The sequence below is a fragment of the Ruegeria sp. ABM4_193 genome, assembly GCF_056158705.1.
The window spans coordinates 114,991-126,738 of record NZ_JBSWTT010000003.1 but is presented as its reverse complement, the minus strand read 5'-3'; the positions used below and the strand labels follow the sequence as shown (position 1 = coordinate 126,738).

Annotated in this window: 12 protein-coding genes; all 12 read right to left on the bottom strand. The window is 58.1% G+C overall.

Annotation, left to right across the window (positions count from 1 at the left end; all coding sequences use genetic code 11):
• Window positions 1–58: 58 nt before the first annotated feature.
• The 12 genes from ACXADZ_RS18935 to ACXADZ_RS18880 all read right to left on the bottom strand — a co-directional run bounded on the left by ACXADZ_RS18935 (window position 59) and on the right by ACXADZ_RS18880 (window position 11,520).
• The gene (locus ACXADZ_RS18935) at window positions 59–322 is read right to left on the bottom strand and encodes a hypothetical protein (protein ID WP_171094584.1); all 264 of its coding nucleotides are present in this window, start codon (window positions 320–322) and stop codon (window positions 59–61) included.
• Entirely contained in the window at window positions 279–1,802 is a 1,524-nt protein-coding gene (locus ACXADZ_RS18930) for a cytochrome D1 domain-containing protein (RefSeq protein WP_475198876.1), read from the bottom strand. Before ACXADZ_RS18930 ends, ACXADZ_RS18935 begins: the two co-directional genes overlap by 44 nt.
• Window positions 1,803–1,875: 73 nt before the next feature.
• Window positions 1,876–3,093, bottom strand: coding sequence for a heme d1 biosynthesis radical SAM protein NirJ (gene nirJ, locus ACXADZ_RS18925; protein WP_475198872.1), 1,218 nt, complete (start codon window positions 3,091–3,093; stop codon window positions 1,876–1,878).
• Between the two features lie 3 nt (window positions 3,094–3,096).
• Complete coding sequence (ahbB, locus tag ACXADZ_RS18920; protein ID WP_475198870.1) at window positions 3,097–3,579, bottom strand: siroheme decarboxylase subunit beta; 483 nt, start codon at window positions 3,577–3,579, stop codon at window positions 3,097–3,099.
• Complete coding sequence (locus tag ACXADZ_RS18915) at window positions 3,576–4,025, bottom strand: Lrp/AsnC family transcriptional regulator (protein ID WP_171185622.1); 450 nt, start codon at window positions 4,023–4,025, stop codon at window positions 3,576–3,578. The genes ahbB (ACXADZ_RS18920) and ACXADZ_RS18915 overlap by 4 nt, the downstream gene beginning before the upstream one ends.
• Window positions 4,022–5,011 (bottom strand): siroheme decarboxylase subunit beta, encoded by a 990-nt coding sequence (ahbB, locus tag ACXADZ_RS18910; protein WP_475198865.1) that lies wholly within the window; start codon window positions 5,009–5,011, stop codon window positions 4,022–4,024. The genes ACXADZ_RS18915 and ahbB (ACXADZ_RS18910) overlap by 4 nt, the downstream gene beginning before the upstream one ends.
• A 3-nt stretch (window positions 5,012–5,014) precedes the next feature.
• A complete protein-coding gene (locus ACXADZ_RS18905) occupies window positions 5,015–6,160 on the bottom strand; it encodes a cytochrome D1 domain-containing protein (RefSeq protein WP_475198862.1) in 1,146 nt (381 codons plus the stop codon).
• Window positions 6,157–6,465 carry a c-type cytochrome gene (locus ACXADZ_RS18900; RefSeq protein WP_171094961.1) on the bottom strand — a complete coding sequence of 103 codons (309 nt, stop codon included), beginning with the start codon at window positions 6,463–6,465 and terminating at the stop codon, window positions 6,157–6,159. The genes ACXADZ_RS18905 and ACXADZ_RS18900 overlap by 4 nt, the downstream gene beginning before the upstream one ends.
• Window positions 6,466–6,529: 64 nt before the next feature.
• On the bottom strand, window positions 6,530–7,291 hold the full coding sequence (cobA, locus tag ACXADZ_RS18895; protein ID WP_475198858.1) for a uroporphyrinogen-III C-methyltransferase: 762 nt from the start codon (window positions 7,289–7,291) through the stop codon (window positions 6,530–6,532).
• A 187-nt stretch (window positions 7,292–7,478) separates the two neighbouring features.
• Window positions 7,479–7,880 carry a cupredoxin domain-containing protein gene (locus ACXADZ_RS18890; protein WP_475198855.1) on the bottom strand — a complete coding sequence of 134 codons (402 nt, stop codon included), beginning with the start codon at window positions 7,878–7,880 and terminating at the stop codon, window positions 7,479–7,481.
• A 54-nt stretch (window positions 7,881–7,934) separates the two neighbouring features.
• Entirely contained in the window at window positions 7,935–9,719 is a 1,785-nt protein-coding gene (locus tag ACXADZ_RS18885) for a NapC/NirT family cytochrome c (RefSeq protein WP_475198853.1), read from the bottom strand.
• A gap of 124 nt (window positions 9,720–9,843) precedes the next feature.
• A complete protein-coding gene (locus ACXADZ_RS18880) occupies window positions 9,844–11,520 on the bottom strand; it encodes a cytochrome D1 domain-containing protein (protein ID WP_475198851.1) in 1,677 nt (558 codons plus the stop codon).
• Window positions 11,521–11,748 lie beyond the last annotated feature (228 nt).

Genomic DNA, 11,748 nt, shown 5'->3' with positions numbered 1-11,748 from the left:
CCGTATGGGATTCCTACTAGCCGATACTTGACTTTGGTTAGGCAGACAGATTCTTTGCTTAGCCGTCTGCCTCGTCCATCAATCCGCGTATCCAGCGCCCTGCCAGCCATGTCGCTGGAATGCCCAAAGGGACGGACCACAGAAGTGCGGGAACAGGTTCAATCGCTCCAAACCCGGCGCTGTGTAAAATTAAACCCAGCAAAAACAGATTGATAGCCACGGTCAGTGCCGTGGCGGGATAAAGCAGAATGGCCAGCTTCCAAACCGGCCATTTGCCGTCAGTGGCTGGTGCCTTCCGAGAAGGTGATTTTGTTCCAGACATTGTACTTTCCAGATGGTTTTCGCATCGGCAGGCGACGGACTTCTTCCAGCGTTTGCGCGTCATAGACGATCACCGCGCCATCATCTTCCCAGATCGAAACCAGCGCGTGGCTACCATCTTTGGTGAACTCCACATGAGCCACGGTTTTGCCTGGCGCGGGGCGCAGAGTTTTCACGATTTCAAGGCTCTGCTTGTCGATCACATGCATCGCATCCTTGTTCGGGCCAAAGAACACGTCGGCCCAGACATAAGGTGAATTTTCATGACTGCGCATGAAGAACCCCGGTCCTTCCGTCTTGATCCGCTGGATGGTTTCCCAGCTTTCCATGTCGATCACGGATACGGTACCATCGGTCAGATGGGGCGTGGCCATCACGGTCGTATCGCCATGCTTCCATGTAATACCGGACCCAAGATGCGGCATCCCCGGCAGGTCAAGATCGGCCACCTTGTGACCGATCACCAGATCAATCACCTGACCGCCTTTGCCATCACGTGACGCCCCCATGACAAACTCATAGCTCTGGTCGAAAAAGAAATCGTCCAGATAGTCGGGCGTGGTGATCTTGCGCACGGGGAAGGGGTTGGGATTCTTGAACTGACCTTCAATGCGGAAATCATGCCCGATACCAAATTGTGGCGGGTTGGCCCCGTAGAACACCTCCCAAATTTCGGGCACGTCCTTCAGGGCCAAAACAAAGCTCTCCCGCGGTGGGGCCTGATAGACGGCAGACACCCTGCTGGGCACGCCTTTCTTGCTTTTGACTTCAATGACAGTGGCAACCGAGAGGTCCGCGGTCGACAGCAGGGACAGGCTGTTGGGCAAGTAATTTGCAACGGCCACCCATTTTCCGTCGCCTGACATGGCGATGTTGCGACTGTTGAGGCCCGCGCGAACGCGTCCAACCTGCTTCAACGCCCAGATGTCGTATTTCTGAACCCAGCCATCGCGGGACATGATGAAAACGTATCGGCCATCTGGGCTGAATTTTGGCCCGCCATGAACGGCAAAAGGGGTCTCGAACCGGTCCAGCACTTCAAACGTGTCGCCATCCAGAACGCTGACGTGATGATCACCGGTCTCCACCGCCAGCGTGATGTTCATCGGGTCACTATCCCACACGGGTGCTTCGACCGGGGTGTAATCCTCGTCCAGAATACGGCTGGCCATGATGTCAGCTTTACCCCATTCCGGGTCGCTCTCAAGCGGAGATTTTAGCCACCCCGCCAGTTCTTCGATCTGCAAAGCGTCGAGCTCATGTGAAAACGCAGGCATCTGTGTCGCGGTGCGGCCCTCGGCGATCACCGCTGCAACCCGCGGCCCCCGCATTCGCTTTAACGTCTCGGGGATCAAAGCTGGCCCAACGCCGCCCAAGCGGTTCTCGCCATGGCATGACGCGCAGTGCTCAGCGTAATCCGCTGGCGCGTCGGCCCATGCCGAACCAGCCGTCAGAACGGAACACAACAGTCCGATCTTCATCTTTTTCCAAATACTCCCGCCGGAGGCTCCCGCAGGCTCCACAGGTGGCACGATTTGCCGGAACAGGGAGGGGTTATCCAAAGAACTGATGCGCCGGATCATGGCTTTTCCCCCGGAAAGGCGTGACCTGCAGGCGCTCTCCCGCGTCATCCACGCCGATTTCTTCATTGGACAGGTAACAGGCCGGATCTTCGGCCCAGGGATCGCCGGTCAGTTGCAAGGCGCGAATGCGCGTGTTGCCACCGCAGACGTCCTTCAGCTCACACGCACCGCAGCGACCTTTTAAGGGGCGTGGGCGAGTTCGTAACATGGCCAGCATCGGGTCATTGCTGGTCCAAAGCTCTGAAAACGGTTTGGTTTTTACATTGCCGACCGTGTAGTCGGACCAATATGTGTCCGGATGAACCCGACCCAGATTGTCGATATTGGCGACGCCTAAACCGCTGGAGTTTCCACCCCATGCGGCCAGATGCTCGCGGACATGCGCGGCCTTTTCGGCATCGAAATGCGCGCGGATCCAGTTCAGGAAATACCCTGCATCGGCGTCATTGTTGCCGGTCACGATATCCAACGGTCGCCCGCCTGACGCGGCCTCCCACGCGCGCTCCAGCAGCAGGTCCAATCCCTTGCGCGTGCGCTGGTGTTCGGCGTCTTCGCCCCGGTTCTTGTCTCCCCGCCCAGCATAGACGAGGTGAGACAAGTAGAACTTATCGACCCCTTCATCATCACAGAGCTTTAGCAAGTCAGGCAAGTGATGCTGCGTGCCTTCGGTCAGGCAGAACCGCAGGCCGACCTTGATGCCGCGCTTTTTGCACTCTCGCACGCCGCGCAAGGCGTCGGCAAAAGCGCCCTCGACGCCACGAAACCAGTCATTCGTCGCTCCAATTCCATCCAGCGATATGCCGACGTAGTTGAAACCCACATCGGCAATCATGTCGGCGGTTTCATCATAAACCCGCGTGCCGTTGGTCGACAAAGCCAGCATCGGCACCAGATCACGGGCGCGTTTCGCGATGTCAAAGAAATCGAACCGGTCCAGCGGCTCCCCACCCGAGAGGATCAAGGCCGGGACGCGAAACTGGCCAAGATCCTCAAGGGTTACCATGGCTTGCTCATGGCTGAGCTCACCGGGGAACGCCACATCCGCCGAGACGGTATAGCAATGGCGGCATTTCAGGTTGCAGCGTCGCGTCAGGTTCCAGATCACCACAGGTTTCACTGGGCCAGGGCGGCGTTTGCGCACCGGAGTCGGGGTGACGAGTTGGTGCATGTATTCTGTCAGGCGGAACATGTCTCAGCCTTTCTTTTTCAGGCGCAGACCGGTCTTTTTCAGGATGCGCGTGGAATAGAGGATGTCCTTGGCCCGGCAGGCATCGCCCAGAATTGCAGCGATTTCGGCGCGCTTTTGTTCAACCTCATCAGGGTTGGCACCATGCACCATGGCAAACAAGTTATAGGGCCAGTCGGGCAGGGCGCGGGGCCGTTCATAACAATGGGTCACAAAGGGCAGGGCGCCGATCTGTGCACCCAACTTGGTGATGCTGGCATCGTCTACATCCCAAACAGTCATGCCGTTCGATGTCATGCCAAGTTTGTAGTGATTTGGGGCCGCAGCAATGCGACGGATCACACCGCGTGCTTTCAGGGCTGTCAGCCGTTCAAGCAGATCGGTTTCCTGAAGCCCAAGATCCTTGGCAACCCGCGCATACGGGGTCGGCGACAAGGGTAAGCCCCCTTGCAACGCCTCGATAATCTGTCTGTCGGTTGCATCGATCATGCTGCCACCCGGAAGCCAATGAAAAATTCCTGGAGTTTGGGGAAACGGAGAACATCGATCCCCGTTTCCCGTTCGATGGCATCGGCGGCGGCCTCGATCCCCTCAGGTGTTTCGGTGGCCAGCACGAACCACATGTTCAGCCGGTGCGTACGTTCATAATTATGGGCGACCTCAGGGTGCGCATTGACTTTGGTCAGGACGGTTTCGAAATTTTCAGTCGGAACAGCCATGGCGCACAAGCAGAAGGCCCCGCCCATGGCGGCTGCGTCGAAAAACGGGCCAAAGCGCGTGATAACGCGGTCTTTCTTCAGCCGTGTCAGACGCTCCAGCAGCTCGGTTTCGGACAGGCCAAGCTCGTCGGCCACTGCCGCAAAAGGATGAGAGGTGAGCGGCAGATCGTCCTGCATCCGGTTCAGGATCGCGCGGTCTTTGTCGTCCAGAGTCATGCGGCAACCTCCCGCGCTTGAATCAAGGCTCCGGTCTGCTTGAAGCAACGGGTCGAAAACAGCACCTTGTTCCGCGCGCCAGCCAGTTCGGGCAGCTCCATTGCACCGGCCAGCACGTCCATAGCCTCGTTCCGGGTCCGGGCGTGGATCATCGAATAGAGGCGATAGGGCCAGACATCTTCAACCGGATTGCGCTCATAACACAGCGTGACACCGGGATAGGCGGCCAGCGCCGGACCGGCAGTGTCAATTTGTTCCGCAGGCAAGTCCCAAACAACCATCGCATTGGCAGACCAACCCAGTGCCCGGTGGCGCACGATAACGCCGAGCCGAGAAATGATACCGGCAGTGTGCAAGGCGGCGATCCGTGCCATCACGTCATCCACGTTCCGGTTCAAGGAACGAGCCAGAGCCTCATAGGGCTCTGCGACCAGTGAAAGGCCCGAGCTGAGTGTCTGCAGCAAACAACGATCCCCATCGCGCATGGCTGATGCGTCTACTTTGCGCGCACCAGGAACGTTCTTGGCGCCAGCAGTCATGCGAAACCCAAGGTCCACGTTGAACGGTCGGACCAGGCGCAGATCCAGCACCCGCAACCCCGAGGTCCGGCTGATCCGGGCCAGTGTCTCGTTGACGTGTGCGCGGTCCGGGCCTGTTGCGACAAACCAGAGGTTCCATACATCTTCACGCTGATAATTGTGGTTCACCCCAGGTTCGGCATCGATCAGGGCGGCAACTTCTTCCAACCGATTTTCCGGTGCAGACACAGCTGCCAGAGTGCTGGCTGTCACCGCGCCGGGCGTGATGGTTGCACCAACCCGCGTGATGCGACCGGTGGCACGCATCCGGGTCAGACGGTCAAGTACTTCGGTTTCGTCCAGCCCAAGCGCGTCTCCCAGCACTTGAAATGGGCGCTCTGTGATCGGGAAATCGCGCTGAAAGTCGTCCAACAGGCGGCAATCAATCGGGTCGGTGATATGCTGCATCCATCAAAGCCCCGTTTTGTGCGCGCGGGCCGTGAAGAAGATGCCCGAAGGGCTGTCGGCGTCGATTTCGCGCAATTTCTCAAACGTTTGCGTGTCGTAGACCATCACCTTGTTGGCGTCGCGCACGCTGATCCAGACTTCATGCCCGCGTGGTGTGAATTCCATATGCAGTACCGCAGGGCCGGGCTTGAATTCGTGAATGATCTCTTTGCTGACGCTATCGATCACTTGAATGGTGTCGTTCAGCGGGTGGGCGAAATTGACCCAAACCTGTCGCCCGTCCGGGCGCGCCATGGCAAAAACCGGCTGGCCGTGCGTTTTGGTGCGCCCGGTTTCGGACAAAGTGTCGGCATCGACCCAGAGCACCTGGTGATGACCAACCGCGGGCAGCACGAATTCGCGCCCCGTCAGCGCCCAGCCTTCCAGATGGGGCATCTTGTAGACCGGCATTTCTTCTTGCCCGCGCCCATAGTTGGGCAGCACACGGATGGGCTCCGGAGTGTCGGCCCATAAATCAAGCGCGGTCAGACCGTCTTCGCCAAACAGGCCCGTGATATAGGTGCGGCCATTGGCGGTGATCAGCGCGTCATAGGGGTTCTTGCCCATGTCAGGTATCTTGGTGATCGCGGGTTCGCCTTCGGCGAAGTTGGCAATCCAGGTCTCGCCTGTATCCCACATGGTGAAGACAAACCGACGTCCTGGCGCGTCCACAAGACCGATGGTTTTGCTGTCGGTGGGGATGTCCGCAACCATTTCCAACGTGTCAGCATCAAACACCCGCACACCACCGGGCTCATAATTCGACACGGCAACAAGTGTACCGTCGTCCGAGATGGCACCGCCAATGGCGTTCCCCGCTTGAACAACGCGGTTCACGATCTGGCGCGTGACGATGTCAACCTTGGTCAGCCCGCCGTCACGGCCAAAGACATAGGCAAAGCGTTCATCAGGCGAATAGACCAGCGAGGCATGGGACAAATCGCCCAAACCTTCGATACGAGCCAGAGCTGCCCGGTCCGATTGATCGACCAACAGGACCGATCCATTGGCGCGTTCGATCACAAGACCAAGATCGCCGGTCGCTGTGGGTTCGGCGTGTGCGGTGGTCAACATCAATGAGGCTGCAAGGCCGAGTATGAGGTGTTTCATTGTGCCTCCTGTTCCAGCAGGTAGCGGGCAATCCATTCGGCCTCTTCCTCGCTGATCAGAGGTCGCCATGGGGGCATCGCGGTGTCTGGGATGCCATCAAGGATGACGCCGGTCAGGACGTCCGCATCATAATGCTTCAACGTCTCGCTGCGCAGATCGGGGCCGAGACCGCCTTTAAGCGACAAACCGTGGCAAGATCCGCAATCCTGATGGACAAGGCGTTTCAGGGCGTTGGGGTCGAGGGTGTCAGCGGCGAAGGCGGATGTTGCGATGAGCACAGCCGTTGTCAGCAACACCGACGGCATCGAATGCCGTCGCGCGACAGGGCGCTGCGCGCTACATCCTGTCGCAACTGTTCTGCGTCCCAGCTTAGCCATTGGCTTGCTCCAAAAGCTCGGCCACGGGCCGTTCGGCATAAAGCGATACGACCTTGCCAATTATAAAGAGCGTGGGTGCTTTTAACCCGGCCTCGCGCACGTCAGTGGCTAATTGGTCCAACCGAGATACCATGCGGCTTTCATCCGGTGTGGTCGCTTTGCCGACGGCAAGAACCGGGGTAGACCCCGGCAGATTTTCCGTCATCAGACCCATGGCGATCTGGCCTATGTTGGCGACACCCATATAGACCACCAGCGTCGAGTCCGGATCGGCTAGACGTTTCCAGTCGAGGTCCAGCACCTTGTCGGCCTGGCGGTGCCCAGTGACATACTGCACCGAGGTCGCCAACCCGCGATGGGTCAGCGGAACGCCGGTTGAAGCGGACGCACCCTGTGCCGCCGTAATGCCCGGCGCATATTCGACAGCGACACCGTGGGCCATCAGATAAGCGGCCTCCTCTGAGCCGCGGCCAAATATCATCGGATCGCCGCCTTTGAGACGGGCAACCGTGTGACCCGCACTGGACTCTTCCAGCAGAATTTCGTTGATGCGGTCTTGTGGAACCGTGTGGCATTTAGGTGCTTTGCCAACCGGGATCAGCCGTGCCCCCTCGGTGTGCAAATTTAGAATGTCGGCAGACACCAGCCGATCATAGACCACTACATCTGCTTCTTGCAGCATCCGCAATGCGCGCAGGGTCATCAGCTCGGGATCGCCAGGGCCTGCGCCAATCAGAAAAACCTTACCGCTCATGTGCAAACTCGCTTGGTCTGAATGTCATCGAAACCCGGATCAGCCTTGCGTAAACGGGACGTCGCTGGGCCTGCCGGGCGTGTCATGAGAGCAAGGTGGCGCAATCGCAAACCGACCTCCTTGACATAAGTTAAGGAGCGCGGGATTTGCGCCCGCGCTCCTGTTTTCTTGCCTGTATTTTATTGCTTTAGGGTTCGACGGTGATCATTCCGATCATGTTCTGTGTTTCCCAGTGTGGGCCGCACAGATATTCCTGCGGGCCGGGTGTGAGAAACGTCAGGTCGACCGTTTCCTCAGGGAACAAACGGTCGCTTTCGGGTTCGCTGCCGTCTTTCAAAAGAACCGAATGGCTGGTGCGTTTGTCGACATTCACCCAGCGGACAGTTGTGCCTGCCTTCACGGTCAGCTCAAACGGGCAGAAATTATATTTATACATCAGCACCACTTCGGCATCCTCGACGGCGGATGAAGGCTGACCAAACAGCTCGACATAACGGTCTTCCGCCTCGGCACACAGTTCGGCGGTTTCATCCGCCCAGGCGGGCGCGGCCAAAAGCAGCAGCGCGGGAAGAAGGCGTTGGGGTTTCATAGTCCATGTCTCCCTTCCAAAGTGACGGGGGCCGGATGACCCGGCCCCGATCCGTTATTGTTTAACCACGTTGATGAATGCACTGTCGTCGTCCAGCGCGAGACTGGTGTTCAGCGTCACATGGTGGAACCGGGCAGCGCTGAAGTCGTCGTGGATCGCAAAGCCAACGGTATAAGTCTGACCTGCTTCCAGCGGTACATCACCGGGCGCGCCAGAGTTCAGCGGGCGAGTGAAGACCACCGTCCACATACCGCCGGACAATTCAGCCGACGCGGCGATTTCACCGTCATTGACCACGCGCTGTTCCAGCAGATAGCCGTTAGTGGCGCTGCCATCTGCATAGACGCGCATCAGGTCAAGATAGGTGCCATCGGCCAGATACTGCTCGATCTGTTCCGCAGCCTTCAGCTTGTCCCAACCGCCCAGTGCCTTGCCACGTCGACCTTTGATTTCGACATCCGTGCGGCTTTCGCTTATGTATTTGGTCACAGTGTCCTGCGTATTTAGACGACCGGCCACGTCACCATTGGCGGCGATTGCCTCGGCACCGGGATCAAACGGCATATAAGAGTTGTCCGCGTGGCAAGACGCCCAGCAGCCCACTTGTTCGCCCAGTTCGATACCTGTGCCGGTGATCATCATGGCGACCTTGATCTGGTTGTCGGGATCCATCTTGCCGCCGTCCACAAACGGGGCAGGGTTGTGGCCCGCATCCGGCCATTGCAGGCGGATATACAGGTTTTCGTCGTCATGCGCCGCCTGAACAGTTGCGTCGATCACACCGCGTTTTCCGGGGATTGGAGTTGGTTCAAGATCGCCGCCTGCAACGATCTTGTTGCCGATCGCGTCCAGTTCCTTGGCGTGGCATGTGGTGCACTGATCGCCACCTTTGGTCAGGGGCCGCGCCCCGCCGTGGAACTTGCCGTTCTGTACCCACTCAAACGAAGCCTGACCGGGGTAGAACAGTTTCAGATCTGCACTGGCAACCGCGTTCCAGTCGATGTTGGTTGCGACATCTCCACCACCGCCTGAAGGGGCCGCGGCTTCTTCTCCAGCTGCTTTAGCTCGTTCTTCTGCGACAGCAGCGTCAACAGCGGCTGCGATCTGAGCCTGAACGGCCTCTTGCTGTACTTTTTTGGCAGCTTTTTCTGCTTCGGCTTCTGCAGCTTCCTGAGTTTCAATCTTCTCGAGGCTTGCCAGATACTCGGCGGGGATCTCGCGAATGAACGCTGGGTTTGGGGCTTCAAGCTCTTCCAAATATTCCTCGTCAGCCCGATCACGGGCGTCCGAATGCGCAATCCCCTTGTGACAGTCGATACAGGTTTGACCGACCGTCATTGCGTTCAGGTGCTGCTGACGCGCGCGGGGTTTCTGAAACTCGGGCATCATCGATTCAAAATCGTGACAGTTGCGGCATTCGCGCGAGTCGGTGGCTTTCATCCGTTCCCATTCGTTCATGGCCAGATGAACACGTTTGGCCTCGAACTTCTCGCGGGTGTTGATGGATCCGACCATCTTGCCGTACAGTTCTCTGGACGCCTTTATCTTGCGGATCATCTTGTGGGTCCAGTCTTTGGGAACGTGGCAATCTGAACAGACAGCCCCTACGCCGGACCGGTTCACATCGTGGATCGTGCCGGTGTATTCCTCGTAGACGAAATCGCGCATCTCGTGGCACGAGACGCAGAATTCCTTGGTGTTTGTGGCTTCCATGGCGGTGTTGAACCCACCCCAGAAGATGATACCGGCAGCAAAGGCTGCGGCAATGCCGGCCACGGGCATCCCCCATAGGAAATACCGGCGCCAGATCGGTGGTTTTTTATCAGGTTCGGAGGTCATATCCGGGCTCCGTCTTGGCTGTCTTGACTGGCGCGGCGTGTCAGGCCGACGCGATTAGCTGATGGGGAAAACGAAGAAAGGGCGGGCGAGGGGCCCGCCCTTTCTGGTTCTAGTGTCAAACCCGTCAGGTGACGTGGTTCGACCGGTTGTAGACGTTGAACTTGCCGGTGGGCGCAAACAGTCCCTTCACGCGACCGATCTCTTCCAGCGTCTTGGCGTCGAAGATCACAATCTCACCGTTTGGTTCTTTCGAGGTCGAACGGTTCCACTTGGAAACCCAGACCTCGGACCCATCCTGGTTGAACTCGAAGTGGACGGCGACGTTGCCTTCCTCTTCAGTGATCTGGATCGTTTTCACGATCTCACCGGATGCCTTGTCGATGACCTGCACCGATTGCTGGATCTCAGGCTCGGGGTGCTTGGTCTGGTCAGCCCAGATGTAGTCTGATTCCGGGTGTGTCCGGATGAACAGACCGGGTCCGTCAGTTTCGACTTCGTAGCAGACCTTCCAGGCATCATCCGGGCGACCTTCGGGGTCGTTGCTCCAAACGGTCACGGTGCCTTCACCCAAGTGGGTTGTACCGGCAACAGGGCCGCAATTTGGATCATCCCAGTTGGCGCCCGGGCCGGGGTGCGGCAGCGGCGCGGTGTCGATCAGAGCTTCCAGCTTGTGGGTTTCGGTGTCGACCACAACCATCTTGTTCGACGCGTTTGCGGCGATCTGGAAGTAACGGCCGGTCGGGTCAAAGAAACCGTCATGCAGGAACTTGGCGCTGTCGATCTTGTCGATCCGCAGGTTTTCCAGATCAGTGTAATCGACCTGCCACAACTGACCCAGTTCTTTCACGGCAACGATCCAGGTGGGTTCGTTTGGCGTAGTGTAGATCGCAGCCACGCGGGCCTCTTCCACATAGTCCCCATCGACGTTGTAGCCGCGGGTCGAGACAACCTTCTTAGGCTCCATGGTTTCGGCGTCGACAATGGCGAAGTGCGGCGGCCAATAGGCCCCACCGATCACGTATTTACCGTCGCCCGAAACGGCCACATCGCGGGCGTCATAGCCAATGGTCACTTCGGCCACCAACATGTTCTCGGGGTTCTGCCACAGGTCGATCTTGGTCATCTTGCCGTCGCGACCCATCGTGTACCAGAAGCGGCCCGGGTTTTCGGGTTCTTCCAGTTTATGGTGTTCGGAGGCTTTCAGAACGTGCACGGCGTAACCCGTCGGGATGTGCGCCAGGACTTCCTTGGTGTCACCGTCGATCACGGCCACCTTGCCCACGTCACGCTCGATGACAACGAAGAAGTTTTCCCAGTTGCGGCCATGTAGTGGCTCGGTCGGGTAGTCCTCGGGTTCAACATAGACCTTGCGTGTCGCCATCATCTGTTCAAGCGACATTTCCGGTGGCTGGGGCGGCTCCATCTGGATGTAGGTTGCCATATCGCGGATTTCTTCTTCGGACATAACGTCCGAGAAGTTGTTCATCCCGCCTTCGGTCCCCCAGGCGATGATCTTTTCAAGCCGTTCCTGACCCAGCTTCAGGGTGCCGGATTCGGTTACGGTACCGTCGGCGTTTTTGGTTTCCACCAATGGCTCAAGGCTTTTACCTGTTGCCCCTTTGCGCAGCACGCCGTGACAGCCGGCGCAGCGTTCAAAGTACAGTTGTTTGGATGATTCAAAGGCTTCCTTGCTGAGAGTTGGCTCTTCGGCGAAGGTTGGAGCAGCGACGCTGCCCAACAACATTGCCAATCCGACCCCCAATGCGCGGCCAGTTTTGTTGTAGCTGATTCCAAGTGACATGATCACTCTCCATTTGCGTGGTGAGGCAAGGCAGAGACTGAGCCATCACGGAGATGTCATCCTTGACCAAAGTCAACGGCAGGGGCGCAAACTGAGACTTAAAGGCAATAATTCAACTGTTGAAACACCAATAAAACTTGAGAATTTCGCACATGTTTAAGCGATGCTTGATTTCGGTTAAGGCCGCGTAAGACCCGCCGCGATAGAGCTTGCGTAACCACTGGTGAG